Here is a 14,779-nt window from a genome sequence, read left to right as displayed (position 1 = left end):
GTCACATCTCCTCGGTCAGAAGGGCGGGGGCGAAGGCGGTCTGGGGCCGCCTGCGCTGCGCGGTTTCATCGGGATCGATGATCAGGGCGATCTTGCCATCGCCCAGGATCGTCGCCGCGGCGACGCCGGGCACATGGCCGTAGTTCGCCTCCAGCCCCTTGATCACCACCTGGCGCTGGTCATGGATGCGGTCCACCGCCAGGGCCCAGCGTTCGTTCCCGCCGGATTCGACCAGCAGCAGCACCATGCCGGAATAGTCCGGGCTGGCCGGGCGGTGGCCGAAAGTCTCGGCCAGGTCGATGATCGGCACGAATTTCTCGCGCACCGCGACCACCTTGCCGGCGCCGGCGACCGGGTGGATGTCGGCCGCCGCCGGTCGCAGCGTCTCGATGATCGCGGTGATCGGCACGACCATGGTCTGGCCCGCGACATCGACCACCATCCCGTCCAGCACCGCCAGCGTGAGCGGGAGGCTGATCGACATCGTGGTGCCCTTGCCGGGGGAAGAGGTGATGTTGATGCGGCCCCCGAGGCCCTGGATTGCGCTGCGCACCACATCCATCCCGACGCCGCGACCGGACAGATCGGTCACCTTTGCAGCGGTCGAGAAGCCGGGGAGGAAGATCAGCTTGTCGATCTCAGCGTCGCCCAGCACCGCATCCGGCGGGATCAGCCCCCTGTCGACCGCGATCTGCCACACTTTCGGGCGGTTGATCCCGGCACCGTCGTCGGTGACCTCGATCAGCACCCGGCCCGAGCGATGGGCCGCCGACAGGCAGATGCGACCGGCCGCGGGCTTGCCGGCCGCTTGCCGCGCCGCCGCCGGTTCCAGCCCGTGATCGACCGAGTTGCGGATGATATGGGTCAGCGGATCGACCAGCCGCTCGATCACGGTCTTGTCGACCTCGACCGCGTCGCCTTCGGTGATGAACTCGACCGTCTTTCCGGCAAGATCCGAAGCCTCGCGCACGATGCGGGCCATGCGCTGGAACAGCGGCTTCACCGATTGCGCGCGGATCGCCATGACATTCTCCTGCAACTCCCGCGCGAGGTTGCGAAATTCGTCCAGCCCGGCGCCCACGTCGCTTTGCGCCCCGATCCCGGCATCCTGCACGCATTGCGCAAGCACCGCCTGGTTGATCACCAGCTCGCCCACGATGTTGATCAGCCGGTCGACCAGTTCCAGATCGACCCTGACCGAGCCCTTCTGCCCACCCTGTGCGCCAGACCTGGCGGCGCCCGGGCGCGGTGCGACGGGACGGCTTCCCCCGACAGGCTCGGCCGCCTGGAGGGCCTCCGGCTCCGGCGCTGGCGCGGCGGTCGCTGGCGCGACAGCCTCGATCTCACCGACCTCCAGTGTGCAAAGCCCGTCGACGAATTCGAAGATCTCATGGACGGATTGCTGCGATTCCGTCGTCCGCAGGACCAGGTCCCAGGTCAGATAGGCGGAGGCCCAGTCCATTTCCTCCAGCGGCGGCAGCGCGGTGGTGTCGGCCCTGGTCTCCAGCGCGCCAAGTTCGGCCAGGGCGCGGAACATGTGCACCGGGTCGTTGCCGCTGGCGTAAAGCTGCTTCGACGCCGCAAACCTGATCGCGTATCCCGCCGGGCCTTCCGGTTCGGGCGCGAAGTCGAAGGCGAGTGCGATCGGCTGAAAGCCCGGATCGTCCGCCTCGGGCGCAGGAGGAGCGGCGGGGGGCGCTGCCGCGGTCGGCATCCGCGCGCCGTTCGCGGGGACGAGTTGCGCCAGACGCTCCATCAGGTCGGACCCGGAGGTGCTGGTCGGTGGCGCTCCGTCGCGGGCGCCGGAGATCAGGTCGGCCAGATAATCGGCCGAACGCAGGAAGATGCGGATGATGTCGGGCGCGGACATCAGCTTGCCCGAGCGCATCGCGTCCAGCGCGGTCTCGAACTGGTGGGCAAAGCGGACCAGAGCCTCCAGCCCGAAGGCGGCCGCCCCGCCCTTGATCGAATGGACGGCGCGGAAGACCGCATTCACCGTCTCGGACTCGAAGCTGCCGTCCTCGCTGGCGGAGGCGAGCGCGTTCAGCCCGTCATCCAGCGCCTCGAGCAGTTCCTCGCATTCCTGGAAGAAGGTCTGGCGGATATCGATCGAGGAACTCATGGTGACCTCAATGGCCTGCGATGCGCTTGATCGCCGAGACGAGCTTGGCGTCGTCGAACGGTTTGACGATCCATCCGGTGGCACCGCTCTTGCGCGCCCGTTCCTTCAGGTCGGCTGCGCTTTCGGTGGTCAGCACGAGGATCGGAAGCGCGGCATGAGAGTTGCCGGCGCGGACCGCCTCGATCACCCCGAATCCGTCCATGCGCGGCATGTTGATGTCAGTGATGATCACGTCGGGGGCGACCTCCCGCAGCTTCTCCAGCCCGTCGAGGCCGTCCACCGCGACATGGACGTCGAAGCCTGCGTTGCGCAGCGTTTCCCGCAGCATCTCCCGGATCGTGCGGGAATCGTCGATTGCCAGAATGGTCAGCATCACGCGGTCGCCTCCTCTTGCGCGATCTCGGACAGGACGCCCAGCCGATCGAGAACGTCCCGCAGGGCGACCGAGGGGGCGAAGGTGAAGGGCAGGCCGGCCGCGCGCCAGTCACGCGCGGCGGCCAGCAGGATCTGCGCGGCCAGGGTGCCGCCGGTGCGGACCGCCGAGCCGTCGATCGAGATCGGTCGGCCGCGCAGGGCCAGAAGCCGGCCGTAGAGATCGCGCGCGGCGTCGAAGTCCAGCCTTTCGGGAAGCTGCAGGATCTCGCTCATGGGACGTTCCTCTCGGGTCTTGCTCCGGCCCGGCGGCCCGGGAATCTAGAAGAAGGTGACATCGTCGTCGCTCCGCGCTGGAACCCGGGGGGGCGGTTGTGGCGCCAGGGCGTCCGGTTGCACGATCAGCTGCTGGGCCTGGCCGGTCGTCGGCGTGAAACGCACCCGCCGGGCAAGCGTGCCGCCCAGGCTCTGCGCCAGGCAACGGATGCCCTCGTCGGCCAGGAAGCGCCGGGCAAAGGCGGCATTCGCGGCCCCGATCCGGCCAAGCCCGTCATTCATCATCGCGCCGCCAAAAAGCTTGGCCTCGAGCCGGTCCTTGCTGGCCCCCTTCTTCAGCAGGCCATTGATCAGCAGCTCCATCGCGTAAAGCCCATAGCGGAACTGCCGACCGTTGCCCGGTCCGTTGTCGGGCAGCAGGAAGTGGTTCATTCCGCCGACGCCAGCCATCGGATCGCAGATGCAGGTCGAGACACAGGAGCCCAGGATCGTCGTGAGGACCGTGCCGGGCTGATCCGAGACCACGAATTCGCCCTGCACCACATGGACATAGGTCGGACGGTCGTGGAGTCTGCCATCTGGTCGGGCATTGAACATCATTCGTTTCCTGCCTGCGGGGATCGGGGAATCCGGCGGACCCGGTGCCAGGTCCGCCGGGGCTGGGTCAGAAATCCTCCCACCCCCCCGGTTCGGTCTGTGGCGCCAGGGCCGCGGAGCCCTTGATCGGCGTCACGGTGCTGCGGGCCGGTTCGGTGCGGGCGGCCTGTCCGCGGCTGGCGCGGAACGGCAGGACCGGGTCCGCAGACCCCTCGGCCTGCACCTTGAATTGCGACATGGTTCCCACCAGGGCCACGGCATCCTTGGTCAGCCCCTCGCTTGCGGCAGTCGTTTCCTCCAGCCGCGCCGCGTTCTGCTGCGTGGACTGGTCCAGCTGGGTGACGGCCGTGTTGATCTCCAGCAGGTTTGCCGACTGCTTGCGCGATGCGACGGCGATGTCCGAGACGAGCCCGGCGATCTCGGAGACCGAGTCGGCGATCTGCTTCAGCGCCTCGCCGGTCTTGTCCACCAGCGTCACGCCCCGACGGACCTGGGTGCCGCTGTTCGCGATCAGGTCGTTGATCTCGCGCGCGGCGTCCGAGGAGCGTTGCGCGAGCGCCCGGACCTCCGAGGCGACGACCGCGAAGCCGCGGCCCGCGTCCCCGGCCCGTGCGGCCTCGACGCCGGCGTTCAGCGCCAGGAGGTTGGTCTGGAAGGCGATGTCGTCGATGACCTTGATGATCGAGGTGATCCGCTCGGAGGAGCCGGCGATCTGGTCCATCGCCGAGACCGTCTCGACCACGACCTTGCTGCTGCTCTCGGCATTGGCCTTGGCGGTGCTGACCGCCTGGTCCGCCCGTTCGGCGCTGTCCGCCGTCGCCTTGACCGAGGCGGTCAGGAGGTCCAGGGCCGCCGCGGTCTGCTCCAGCGTGGCGGCCGTGCTTTCGGTGCGGCGCGACAGGCCCTCGGCGGTCAGGCTGATGTCGCGAGCCTCGTTCGAGATGCTCTCGGCATTGGTCAGGATCGCGCGGATCGCCCTGGACATGCTGAGGACGGTGCTGTTGAAGTCCTGGCGCAGGTCCTCGTAATTGCCGGCGAAGGGCACGTCGATGCGGGCGGTCAGGTCGCCCGCGTTCAGTTTGCGCAGCCCCTGACGCAGCGCCTCGACGACGGCGGCCTGCTGCTGTTCCGCTTCGGCGCGCAGGCGACGGGCGGAGTCCAGCTCGGCCTCGGCGCGGGTCACGTCCTTGCCGAGCAGCAGGATTCTTACCGGGCACCCGTGATGATCCTTGACGCAGCCGAGACTGCCGTCGACGATGGCCGGCGTTCCGGCGGCGCGGACAAGCTCCATCATCCCGAAATAGGCTTCCCCCTGGACGATCGTACGCAAGATGGCGGAGGCATCGCCGCCGGGGATCCCGAGCATCTCGGCAAGCGTCTTGCGGCGGGCCCCTTCCAGGGTCTGGCCCATGATGGTCAGGAAGGGCGTGTTCGCGGCAAGAAGCGTGCCGTCCACTGCGAATTCGGCCTTGATCTGGTTCGCCTCGATCGCCTGGATCACCGCCGAGTTAAGCCAGCTCTGCGTGACATCCACCCATTCCATGACATGGCCGACCGCCTCGCCCTGGCTGTTGCGGATCGCTGAGGCGGAAACCGACAGGCGCGCCTCGCCGACGGTGATGACCGTGCTGAAGGTGGCCAGGCCGGGATTGTGCATCTCGCCGCTGGCAGGGGCGTGCTGGCGCTCGATCTGGAACTGCGAGACCTTGAGGCCGAGGATGTTGTCGGGATCGAACCCCGGGACGCGGGCGCGCAACCCTGCCGCATGCGCCCGGAAAAGCTCGACCATCCGGGGATTGAAATGGGTGACCGCCATGTCGCGATCGACCAGAATCATCGCGACGGACGATCCCATGAAGGCCGCGCTCTTGCAGGTGCTGTCAAGCTCGGCGGCCTGGGCCCGGGCCAGTGTGTCGCGCAATTCCTCCAGCGAGGCGGCGATGGCGCCGAGTTCGTCGCCGCGGTCCTGCATCGGGACGGGACCGGAATAGTCGCGGTCGGCGAAGCTGCGGATCACCGACCGGATCCGGCCAAGCGGCCGGGTGACGACACGGCTGACGAAGAACATGAAGGCAAGGACGGCCGCCAGGAAAGCCGCGGCCGAGATCGTGATCGCCTTGAACTCCTGCTCGCGCAGCCGCTGCACCAGCGGTTCCGGCGTCCAGCGCGTCGCGACCGCGCCGACGACATCGGCGTTCTCGCCGAAAAGGACGGGAACGGCCGCGGCAAAGCCGTCCTCGGCCGTGACGAGGCGGTTTTCGTCCAGCGCGCGGCGCGCAAGCTCGGTCATGGCGGGATCGGTCGCCGTGGCCTGGTCCGAATAGCCGAAGAGTGCGCCGTCCGGTGTCACCGCGATTGCCAGGGCGGCGATGCCCCTGGAATGCGTGAGGAGATGGGCAAAAGCCTCGTTCACCTTGTCGGGGCGGCCAAAGCGCAGGCTGCCGGCGATCTCGTCGGCCAGGTCGGGCGTTTCGGTCGATACCCGATCCCGCACGATCTGACCCAGTTGTGCGCGGTTCGCGCCATGATTGAGGGCCGTCAACGTGCCTGCCGCACACGCGGCGCAAATTGCCGTCACGCCGGTGATCTTGACGAACAGCGATCTGAGCCCGGAGGTCCGAGGATGCGATTGCATGGAAATCTCCCGTTCTGGGGCCGCGCAGGCGGGCGGGTCAGAAGGATTCGGCGTTCAGCCCGACGGTCACCGCGCCAATGGGCTGGCCGGTCGTCGGCTCGGTCAGCGCAAAGGAAACCTGCGCCTGGTAGATCTGGGTGGACATGTCCAGCTCGACCTCGGAGACATGCAGGCCGGCCGGCCCGACGAGATAGGTCTGCCGATACTTCGCCTCATCGCCCTGCCAGTAATCCGACGTGGGCTCGCTGACCGCGACGTTCAGCCCCCTGGCGTCCATGACGATCAGTTCGGTCACCTTCCCGCCCGAGGCCATGATCCGTTCGCGCAGATAGACCGAGGCGGCATTGTCGGTGATCGCCGCGACCAGTTCGCCATTGGTGCCGACCTCGGCCTGCCAGCGCGCCTCCAGCGCGTCGATGTCGCCGGGGGTGAGGGCCGCATTGCCGAGGTTGGCTTCCTGCACCATGGCGACGACGGTCGGATCGGAAAACCAGGCCTTGACCTCGTCGGTGACGAAGGTGGCCATCCGGTCTTCCAGATCCCCGGCCTGCGCGGGGAAGGCGGCAAGCAGCAGGGCGGCGACGTTGCAGGAATGTCTCATGGCATCATGCTCCAGATCCGGGGATTGTTCCGCGTGTGTTCTGGACGTTACGGCGCAAGCGTTAACAATCTGTCGCCCGGCGACGGACCTATTGCGAAGGATTTGCACGATCCACGCGGCCGGGATGAAACAACAACGAATGCATGGGGTTAACCCGGCCGCCCCGGTGCAGGCGGACCCGGCAGCCTCTACCGTCCCGCCGCGCGCGCGAGGATTCTCCGGTTCCGGTCTGTCCAGCGGTCCCGGTTGGTGGCATCATGGGGCGAATGCCGCCCGGGCGGCTGGAACCTGCGGGACCAAGCCTATGGAGACTGAGTTCACACCCTGGGCCGCGCTTGCGGGCGGCGCGCTGATCGGAGCAGCGGCGGTGCTGCTGCTGGCGGTGCATGGCCGTATCCTTGGGGCCACGGGGATTCTGGGCGGGCTGTTCCGTCTGGGCGACGCGGCAGACTGGACCCTGCGCGCGGCGGTGATCGCGGGGATGATGACGGGGCCGCTCGTCCATCTTCTGGCCACCGGCGAGCGGCCGGTGCTGGACCAGCCGGTGCCGGGCTGGGCGGTGGCCCTGGGCGGGCTGATCGTGGGTGTCGGCGTGAGCCATGGCGGCGGCTGCACCTCGGGCCACGGGGTCTGCGGCCTCGCGCGCCTGTCGCGCCGGTCGATGGTGGCCACCGCCAGCTTCATGGCCTCGGCCGTGCTGACCGTCTTCCTCATCCGGCACGGGGTCTGAGATGCGCCTTCTCTCCGCCTTCGCCATCGGCCTGATCTTCGGGCTGGGCATCACGGTCTCGGGGATGATCAACCCTGCCAAGGTGCTGAACTTCTTCGACATTGCCGGGACCTGGGACCCAAGCCTCGCCTTCGTGATGGCCGGCGCCCTGGGCGTCGCGGTTCCCGGCTACCGGCTGGTGCTGCGCAATCCCGCCCCCCGGATGGCGGACCGCTTCCAGCTGCCGGATACGCGGGTGATCGACCGCAGGCTGATCCTCGGCTCGGCGACCTTCGGGCTGGGCTGGGGCATCGCAGGCTTTTGTCCCGGCGGCGCATTGCCCGCACTGGGAACCGGGGCCCTCGATGTCCATATCTTCATCGCCGCGCTGGTCGCGGGCATGTTCGTCGCACGCTGGCTGCGCTCGCGTCCCCCGGTCGCGACCCGGCCGCTCTGATCGCAGGAGGACCCGATGCAGGTCGATCTATCCGTCAAACCCGAGGTCACCAGCTTCTTCGACCCGGCCACCAACACGATCAGCCATGTGGTGAAGGACCCCGCCTCCAATGCCTGCGCGGTGGTCGACAGCGTGATGGACATCGACTATGCCGCCGGGCGGATCACCTATGACCATGCCGACGAGATCATCGCCCATATCCGGGCGCGGGGGCTGGTGCTGGACTGGCTGATCGAGACCCATGTCCACGCCGACCACCTTTCGGCCGCGCCCTATATCCAGCGCGCCCTGGGCGGCAGGGTCGGGATCGGCCGCAACATCACGCTGGTGCAGGACACTTTCGGCAAGATCTTCAACGAGGGGACCGAGTTCCAGCGCGACGGCTCGCAGTTCGACCGGCTGTTCGACGACGGCGACAGCTACAAGGTCGGGCAGATGACCTGCCATGCGATCCATACGCCGGGGCATACGCCGGCCTGCATGACCCATGTGATGGGCGACGCGGCCTTCGTGGGCGACACGCTGTTCATGCCGGACGGGGGCTCGGCGCGGGCAGATTTTCCGGGCGGGGATGCGGGGCAGCTTTGGGACAGCATCCAGAAGGTACTGGCGCTGCCCGACGAGACCCGGCTTTTCATGTGCCACGACTACGGCCCGAACGGCCGCGACATCCGCTGGGAGACGACGGTGGGCGAGGAGCGGGCCCATAACATCCACCTCGCCGGCAAGACCCGGGAGGAGTTCATCCAGCTTCGCACTGCGCGGGATGCGACGCTGGCGATGCCCCGGCTGATCATCCCCTCGCTGCAGGTCAACATGCGGGGGGGCGACCTTCCCGAGGCCGACGAGAGCGGCAAGCGGTTCCTGAAGGTTCCGATCAACGGGCTTTGACTGTCCACGGTGGACAGGCCGGGAGAGGCAAGCGTTTCCAAAGGGTTGGGCGCGGGCGTCAGGGGATTGTCACGGCCGCTGGCTCGGCCGGGGCCGGGAATGGCGCCCGAGCCAGACTCGCCCGCAGCCTCTTACCCCTGCAAGGTCCGGACCCCATAGCCCTCGCCGCGCGCCTTCATCGCGGCCACGGCGGCCACGCTGGCGGCGGCGGTGGTGAAATAGGGGATCTTGTCCATCAGCGCCACGCGGCGGATGTCGCGGCTGTCGCTGACGGCCTGGGTCCCCTCGGTGGTGTTCATCACCAGCGCGATCTCGTTGTTCTTCAGCCGGTCGACGATGTTCGGGCGGCCTTCGTAGACCTTGGCGACGGATTCGGCCGCGACGCCCTCGGCGGCCAGCCATTGCGCCGTCCCCTTGGTCGCGACGATGGTGAAGCCCATCGCCACCAGGTCGCGGGCGGCCTCGGCCAGGGCCTCGGTCTTGTCCATGTCCTTGACCGACAGGAAGACGCGGCCCTCGGTCGGCAGGATCGTGCCCGCGCCCATCTGCGCCTTGAGGAAGGCGAGCGCGAAGCTGCGGTCCCAGCCCATCACCTCGCCGGTCGAGCGCATCTCGGGGCCGAGGAGCGGATCGACGCCGGGGAAGCGGGCGAAGGGCAGGACGGCCTCCTTGACGGAGAACCAGGGGGTCTGCGGATCGGCGAGCGTGTTCGCGTCGGCCAGGGGCAGCGGCGTGTCGGGGCCGACGCCGGCCGGGTAGGGCGCGCGCATCGGGAAGTTCGACAGCGGCTCGCCGGCCATGAGGCGGGCGGCGATCGAGGCGATGGCGCTGTCGGTCGCCTTGGCGACGAAGGGCACGGTGCGCGAGGCGCGCGGGTTCACCTCGAGGACGTAGATCACCCCGTCCTTGATCGCGAACTGCACGTTCATCAACCCGACGACGTTCAGCGCCCTGGCCATGACTTCGGTCTGCCGTTTCAGTTCGGCGACCGTTTCGGCCGAGAGCTGATGCGGCGGCAGGCAGCAGGCCGAATCGCCGGAATGGACCCCGGCTTCCTCGATATGTTCCATGATTCCAGCGACATGCACGGATTTACCGTCGCTTAACGCATCCACGTCAACCTCGACGGCACCGGAGAGGTAGGAGTCGAGCAGGACGGGGCTGTCGCCGGAAACCTGGACGGCGGTGGAGATGTAGCGGTCAAGCTGTTCGTCCGAGCGGACAATTTCCATGGCGCGGCCGCCAAGCACGAAGGAGGGACGGATGACCAGCGGATAACCCACTTCTTTCGCCACGGCGAAGGCTTCGTCCCGGCTGCGGGCGGTGCCGTTGTGCGGCTGTTTCAGGCCGAGGTCCTGGAGGAGGCGCTGGAAGCGTTCGCGGTCTTCGGCCAGGTCGATGGCGTCGGGCGTGGTGCCGAGGATCGGGATGCCTTCCTCATGCAGGGCGTTCGCCAGTTTCAGCGGCGTCTGGCCGCCGAACTGGACGATGACGCCGTGCAGCGTGCCGTTCTCCTGCTCGACCCGCAGGATTTCGAGGACGTGTTCCAGGGTCAGCGGCTCGAAATAAAGGCGGTCGGAGGTGTCGTAGTCGGTGCTGACGGTCTCGGGGTTGCAGTTGACCATGATGGTCTCGTAGCCGCGTTCGGTCAGCGCGAAACAGGCGTGGCAGCAGCAGTAGTCGAATTCGATGCCTTGGCCGATCCGGTTCGGGCCGCCGCCGAGGATGACGACCTTCTTCGCCGCCGTGGGGCGGGATTCGCATTCCACGTCGCCCATCGCGGGGGCTTCGTAGGTGGAATACATATAGGGGGTCTGGGCCTCGAACTCGGCGGCGCAGGTGTCGATGCGCTTGAAGACGGCGGTGACGCCAAGATTCTTGCGGATGCGGCGGACCTCGGCCTCTGCCCGGCCGGTAAGGCGGGCGAGGCGGGCATCGGTGAAGCCCATCATCTTCAGCGCGCGCAGGCCCTCGGCACGCGCGGGAAGGCCCTCGGCGCGGATCTGCGCCTCGGTGTCGATGATCTCGCGGATGCGCGACAGGAACCAGGGGTCGAAGGCGGTGACGTCCTGGATCTCGTCATTCGTCAGCCCGTGGCGCATGGCCTGGGCGATGACGCGCAGGCGGTCCGGGGTGGCCTGGCCCAGGGCCTTGACGATGGCCGCCTTCTCGGGCGCGCCGGGAATCGCGATCTCGTCAAAGCCGGTGAGGCCCGTTTCCAGGCTGGCCAGCGCCTTCTGCAGCGATTCATGGATGGTGCGGCCGATGGCCATCGCCTCGCCGACCGATTTCATCGCGGTGGTGAGGTTGGGTTCCGAGCCGGGGAATTTCTCGAAGGCGAAGCGGGGGATCTTGGTGACGACATAGTCGATCGACGGCTCGAAGGACGCGGGCGTGACCTTGGTGATGTCGTTGTCCAGCTCGTCCAGCGTATAGCCGATGGCGAGTTTCGCGGCGATCTTGGCGATGGGGAAGCCGGTGGCCTTCGACGCCAAAGCGGACGACCGCGACACGCGCGGGTTCATCTCGATGACGACCATGCGGCCGTCGGCGGGGTTGATCGCCCATTGCACGTTGGAGCCGCCGGTTTCGACCCCGATCTCGCGCAGCACGGCGATGCTGCCGTTGCGCATGATCTGGTATTCCTTGTCGGTGAGGGTCAGCGCCGGGGCGACGGTGATGGAATCGCCGGTGTGGACGCCCATCGGATCGACGTTCTCGATCGAGCAGACGATGATGGCGTTGTCGGCGCGGTCGCGCACCACCTCCATCTCGTATTCTTTCCAGCCGAGGAGGGATTCATCGACCAGGACCTGCGCGACTGGGGAAGCCTCCAGCCCGGATTTCACGATGGCTTCATAGTCGTCGCGGTTGTAGGCGACGCCGCCGCCGGTGCCGCCAAGAGTGAAGGCAGGGCGGATGATGGCGGGCAGGCCGACATATTCCAGCGCCTCCATCGCCTCGCGGACCCCGGCGGCGATGTCGTACTTGCCGGAGGCGAGCTTGGGGGCGGCGACGATGGTGGCCTTGGGATTCTCCAGCCCGATCCGGTCCATCGCCTCGCGGAAGAGCTTGCGATCCTCCGCCATTTCGATGGCGTCGCGCTTGGCGCCGATCAGCTCGACCCCGAGCTTGTCCAGCACGCCCATGTCGGCGAGCGCGAGGGCGGTGTTGAGGCCGGTCTGCCCGCCCATGGTCGGCAGAAGCGCGTCGGGGCGCTCCTTCTCGATGATCTTGGCGACGACTTCGGGGGTGATCGGCTCGATGTAGGTGGCGTCGGCGAGGCCGGGGTCGGTCATGATCGTCGCGGGGTTCGAGTTCACCAGGATGACCCGGTAGCCCTCCTCGCGCAGCGCCTTGCAGGCCTGGGCGCCGGAATAGTCGAACTCGCAGGCCTGGCCGATGACGATGGGACCCGCGCCGATGATCATGATCGACTTGATATCGGTCCGCTTCGGCATGTCAGCCCCCATCCATATGCGCAAAATTGGGCGGGTTATAGCGAGAGACCGGGGGGGCGCAAGGGGAAACGGCGGCGGCGGGGCGGGGCGAAATCCTTCGAAGGATTTTGCAGATCCTTTCGAAAAGATTCGCGGGGCGGATCGGGGGGCCGGTCGCAAAGGCGGGGGCCGGGGTCGGGAAAGGCTCTGGCGCGGGGGGCGGGATCGGCCTATCTCGGGGCAGGGACGATGGGGGCGGGTGTGATCCTTCTGGAACATGGACCGGGCGGCAAGGCCGCGCTGTTCACGGCGCCGCGGCGGGTCATCCTGGCCGAGACGCCGGGCGAGGTCATGCGCGCGCTGGAGCGGGCCGAGGCGGAACGGGCGCGGGGGGCCTGGGTCGCGGGCCATGTCGCCTATGAGGCGGGGTTCGCGCTGGAGCCGAAGCTCGCGCCCCTGATGCCGCGCCGCCGGCCGGGGCCGCTGGTCGCCCTGGGCATCTATGATGCGCCCGAGGCCGCCGACGCGGTGCTGGAGCAGGCGGCGGCGGAGGGGCGGGCGACGGAGATGACCGCGCCCGCGCCCATGGTCGGGCGGCGGGCCTATGGCAATGCGGCGCGCAGGGTCTTCGACTATATCGCGGCGGGCGACTGCTATCAGGTCAACCTGACCTTTCCGATGGCCGCCCGGCTGGTCCGGGGCACGCCCCTGGGTCTCTTCGGCGCCTTCCGGCGCACCGGGGCGGTCGGGCACGGGGCCTTTGTCGATCTGGGCGTCGGGCCGGTGATCGTCTCGCGCAGCCCGGAGCTGTTCTTCCGGGTCCAGGGCGACCGCATCGTCACCCGTCCGATGAAGGGCACCCGGCCGCGCGGCAGGGATGCGGCGGAGGATGCGGCGATCATCGCCGACCTGCGCGCCTCGGAGAAGGACCGGGCCGAGAACCTGATGATCGTCGACCTTCTGCGCAACGACATCAGCCGCCTGTCGCGGGTCGGCACGGTGCGGGTGCCGGCGCTTTTCGCCATCGAGACCTATGCGACGGTGCATCAGATGACCTCGACGGTCGAGGGCGTGCTGGACGGGCCGCCGACCTTGCCGGGGCTGATGGCCGCGCTATTCCCCTGCGGCAGCGTGACCGGCGCGCCGAAGATCCGGGCGATGCAGATCATCCGCGAGGTCGAACCCTGGCCGCGCGGGGTCTATTGCGGCGCGGTGGGCTGGATGTCGCCGTCAGGCGATGCGGATTTCTCGGTGGCGATCCGCACGCTTTCGGTCAGCGGCTCCGAGATCGTGATGAATGTGGGCGGCGGGCTGACGCATGGCTCGAGCGTGCAAGGCGAATGGGAGGAGGCGCTGTGGAAGGCGCGCTTCGTGAAGCCGGCGGTGAGCCAGGGCTGAAGCTGATCGAGACGGCGCTCTGGGACGGGGCGCGGGCCCCGCGCTGGGCGCTGCACATGGCGCGGCTGCGGCGGTCGGCGGAGCTTCTGGGCTGGGACTGTCCCGGGATCGACGCGACGGGCCCCGGGCATCCGGCGCGGCTGCGGCTGACGCTGGACCGCGAGGGAAGGGTGGAGTGGCAGGTCGCGGCGCTTCCCCCGGCGAAGGCGGTGTGGCGGCTGGGGCTTGCGGGGGAAAGGCTGCGCTCGGCCGATCCCTGGCTGCGGGTGAAATCGACGCGGCGCGAGGCCTATGACCGGGCGCGGGCGGCCTTGCCCGAGGGACTGGACGAGCTGGTCTTCCTGAACGAGCGGGGCGAGGTCTGCGACGGCTCGATCACCACGGTCTTCTTCGACCGGGGGCAGGGGATGCGCACGCCGCCCTTGTCCTGCGGCCTTCTGCCGGGGGTGCTGCGGGCCGAGCTGGCCTGCCCGGAGGAGGTGCTGCCGGCCGGGGACCTGCCGAAGGTCCGGCTTTGGGCCGGCAATGCGCTGCGCGGGCTGATCCCGGCGGTCTGGGCGGGCTAGCGGTTCAACCGGCCGAAGAAATCCAGGTCGGCAATGCCGATCCAGCCCGAGAGGATGATCGCCGCGATCAAGGCCCAGACCGGCGTGGCGAAAAGCGTGGTGATCCAGGCGATGCGGCCGACCTCCTCATGCGCCGGAGCGCCGGGGGGCGTGCCGGGGACGACATGGTTCTCCTCCTCCTGGGTGCGGGTGCGCAGCGGCATCACGACGAAGAGGGTGACGAACCAGACGATCGCGTAAAGGACGACGGCCCCGGTGATGGTCATGCCTGTTCAAGCTCCACCAGGCAGCCGTTGAAGTCCTTGGGATGCAGGAACAGCACCGGCTTGCCATGCGCGCCGATCTTCGGCTCGCCCGAGCCCAGGACGCGCGCGCCCGTCGCCTTCAGATGGTCGCGGGCGGCAAGGATGTCGTCGACCTCGTAGCAGATGTGATGGATGCCGCCGGAGGGGTTCTTTTCCAGAAAGCCGGTGATCGGGGAATTCTCGCCCAGGGGGTGCAGAAGCTCGATCTTGGTGTTCGGCAGTTCGATGAAGATGACGGTGACGCCATGCTCGGGCTCGGGCTGCGGCGCGCCGACCCTGGCGCCAAGGGCGGTGCGATACTGCTCGGCCGCGGCGGTCAGGTCCGGCACGGCGATGGCGACATGGTTCAGGCGTCCGATCATCTGGTCCTCGCGCAGGGTTTCGGCCATGGGATTAGGGCAAGCGCGAGG

The 14,779-nt window shown here is 68.3% G+C and carries 14 protein-coding genes; 5 read left to right on the top strand and 9 right to left on the bottom strand.

What is annotated here, in order from left to right:
- Position 1: 1 nt before the first annotated feature.
- The 6 genes from ACE3UA_RS01095 to ACE3UA_RS01070 form a co-directional block, all read right to left on the bottom strand.
- On the bottom strand, positions 2-2,122 hold the full coding sequence (locus ACE3UA_RS01095; RefSeq protein WP_374641626.1) for a chemotaxis protein CheA: 2,121 nt from the start codon (positions 2,120-2,122) through the stop codon (positions 2-4).
- Positions 2,123-2,129: 7 nt separating this feature from the next.
- The gene (locus ACE3UA_RS01090) at positions 2,130-2,498 is read right to left on the bottom strand and encodes a response regulator (protein WP_374641624.1); all 369 of its coding nucleotides are present in this window, start codon (positions 2,496-2,498) and stop codon (positions 2,130-2,132) included.
- The gene (locus ACE3UA_RS01085; protein ID WP_374641622.1) at positions 2,495-2,770 is read right to left on the bottom strand and encodes an STAS domain-containing protein; all 276 of its coding nucleotides are present in this window, start codon (positions 2,768-2,770) and stop codon (positions 2,495-2,497) included. The genes ACE3UA_RS01090 and ACE3UA_RS01085 overlap by 4 nt, the downstream gene beginning before the upstream one ends.
- Positions 2,771-2,815: 45 nt before the next feature.
- Complete coding sequence (locus ACE3UA_RS01080; RefSeq protein WP_374641620.1) at positions 2,816-3,367, bottom strand: chemotaxis protein CheD; 552 nt, start codon at positions 3,365-3,367, stop codon at positions 2,816-2,818.
- 67 nt (positions 3,368-3,434) lie between these two features.
- The gene (locus tag ACE3UA_RS01075; RefSeq protein WP_374641618.1) at positions 3,435-5,861 is read right to left on the bottom strand and encodes a methyl-accepting chemotaxis protein; all 2,427 of its coding nucleotides are present in this window, start codon (positions 5,859-5,861) and stop codon (positions 3,435-3,437) included.
- Positions 5,862-6,039: 178 nt separating this feature from the next.
- Complete coding sequence (locus ACE3UA_RS01070; protein ID WP_374641616.1) at positions 6,040-6,603, bottom strand: hypothetical protein; 564 nt, start codon at positions 6,601-6,603, stop codon at positions 6,040-6,042.
- Between the two features lie 304 nt (positions 6,604-6,907).
- On the opposite strand from ACE3UA_RS01070, the gene ACE3UA_RS01065 reads away from it, so the two are divergent.
- The 3 genes from ACE3UA_RS01065 to ACE3UA_RS01055 are packed head-to-tail and all read left to right on the top strand — an operon-like array spanning position 6,908 to position 8,660.
- Positions 6,908-7,333, top strand: coding sequence for a YeeE/YedE family protein (locus tag ACE3UA_RS01065; protein WP_374641614.1), 426 nt, complete (start codon positions 6,908-6,910; stop codon positions 7,331-7,333).
- A gap of 1 nt (position 7,334) precedes the next feature.
- Positions 7,335-7,769, top strand: a complete 435-nt coding sequence (locus ACE3UA_RS01060; protein WP_374641612.1) for a DUF6691 family protein — start codon at positions 7,335-7,337, stop codon at positions 7,767-7,769.
- A 15-nt stretch (positions 7,770-7,784) separates the two neighbouring features.
- Complete coding sequence (locus ACE3UA_RS01055; RefSeq protein WP_374641610.1) at positions 7,785-8,660, top strand: MBL fold metallo-hydrolase; 876 nt, start codon at positions 7,785-7,787, stop codon at positions 8,658-8,660.
- Between the two features lie 131 nt (positions 8,661-8,791).
- On the opposite strand, the gene carB is transcribed toward ACE3UA_RS01055, so the two are convergent.
- A complete protein-coding gene (carB, locus tag ACE3UA_RS01050; protein WP_374641608.1) occupies positions 8,792-12,121 on the bottom strand; it encodes a carbamoyl-phosphate synthase large subunit in 3,330 nt (1,109 codons plus the stop codon).
- Positions 12,122-12,361: 240 nt separating this feature from the next.
- Here carB and ACE3UA_RS01045 point away from each other — a divergent pair, with 240 nt between their 5' ends.
- Complete coding sequence (locus ACE3UA_RS01045; RefSeq protein WP_374641606.1) at positions 12,362-13,498, top strand: aminodeoxychorismate synthase component I; 1,137 nt, start codon at positions 12,362-12,364, stop codon at positions 13,496-13,498.
- Positions 13,456-14,064: an aminotransferase class IV family protein gene (locus ACE3UA_RS01040; RefSeq protein WP_374641604.1), complete on the top strand. Its 609-nt coding sequence runs from the start codon at positions 13,456-13,458 to the stop codon at positions 14,062-14,064. The genes ACE3UA_RS01045 and ACE3UA_RS01040 overlap by 43 nt, the downstream gene beginning before the upstream one ends.
- Here the strand turns inward: ACE3UA_RS01040 and ACE3UA_RS01035 are convergent.
- Together ACE3UA_RS01035 and mce are read right to left on the bottom strand one after the other, a co-directional pair.
- Positions 14,061-14,330 carry a DUF1467 family protein gene (locus ACE3UA_RS01035; protein WP_374641602.1) on the bottom strand — a complete coding sequence of 90 codons (270 nt, stop codon included), beginning with the start codon at positions 14,328-14,330 and terminating at the stop codon, positions 14,061-14,063. The two genes, ACE3UA_RS01040 and ACE3UA_RS01035, sit on opposite strands and share 4 nt — an antisense overlap.
- Positions 14,327-14,731: a methylmalonyl-CoA epimerase gene (mce, locus tag ACE3UA_RS01030; RefSeq protein WP_374641925.1), complete on the bottom strand. Its 405-nt coding sequence runs from the start codon at positions 14,729-14,731 to the stop codon at positions 14,327-14,329. Before mce ends, ACE3UA_RS01035 begins: the two co-directional genes overlap by 4 nt.
- Positions 14,732-14,779 lie beyond the last annotated feature (48 nt).

This window comes from Tabrizicola sp., from assembly GCF_041919135.1.
Classification (GTDB): domain Bacteria; phylum Pseudomonadota; class Alphaproteobacteria; order Rhodobacterales; family Rhodobacteraceae; genus Tabrizicola.
The sequence above is the reverse complement of the archived record's forward strand: the minus strand, read 5'-3'. Positions and strand labels throughout refer to the sequence as shown.

What these genes read in the sequence shown, in the direction of transcription:
- ACE3UA_RS01080 (WP_374641620.1), bottom strand. Translation starts at nt 3,367, where the DNA reads ATGTTCAATGCCCGACCAGATGGCAGACTCCACGACCGTCCGACCTAT.
- ACE3UA_RS01065 (WP_374641614.1), top strand. Translation starts at nt 6,908, where the DNA reads ATGGAGACTGAGTTCACACCCTGGGCCGCGCTTGCGGGCGGCGCGCTG.
- ACE3UA_RS01060 (WP_374641612.1), top strand. Translation starts at nt 7,335, where the DNA reads ATGCGCCTTCTCTCCGCCTTCGCCATCGGCCTGATCTTCGGGCTGGGC.
- ACE3UA_RS01070 (WP_374641616.1), bottom strand. Translation starts at nt 6,603, where the DNA reads ATGAGACATTCCTGCAACGTCGCCGCCCTGCTGCTTGCCGCCTTCCCC.
- carB (WP_374641608.1), bottom strand. Translation starts at nt 12,121, where the DNA reads ATGCCGAAGCGGACCGATATCAAGTCGATCATGATCATCGGCGCGGGT.
- ACE3UA_RS01055 (WP_374641610.1), top strand. Translation starts at nt 7,785, where the DNA reads ATGCAGGTCGATCTATCCGTCAAACCCGAGGTCACCAGCTTCTTCGAC.
- ACE3UA_RS01095 (WP_374641626.1), bottom strand. Translation starts at nt 2,122, where the DNA reads ATGAGTTCCTCGATCGATATCCGCCAGACCTTCTTCCAGGAATGCGAG.
- mce (WP_374641925.1), bottom strand. Translation starts at nt 14,731, where the DNA reads ATGATCGGACGCCTGAACCATGTCGCCATCGCCGTGCCGGACCTGACC.
- ACE3UA_RS01035 (WP_374641602.1), bottom strand. Translation starts at nt 14,330, where the DNA reads ATGACCATCACCGGGGCCGTCGTCCTTTACGCGATCGTCTGGTTCGTC.
- ACE3UA_RS01085 (WP_374641622.1), bottom strand. Translation starts at nt 2,770, where the DNA reads ATGAGCGAGATCCTGCAGCTTCCCGAAAGGCTGGACTTCGACGCCGCG.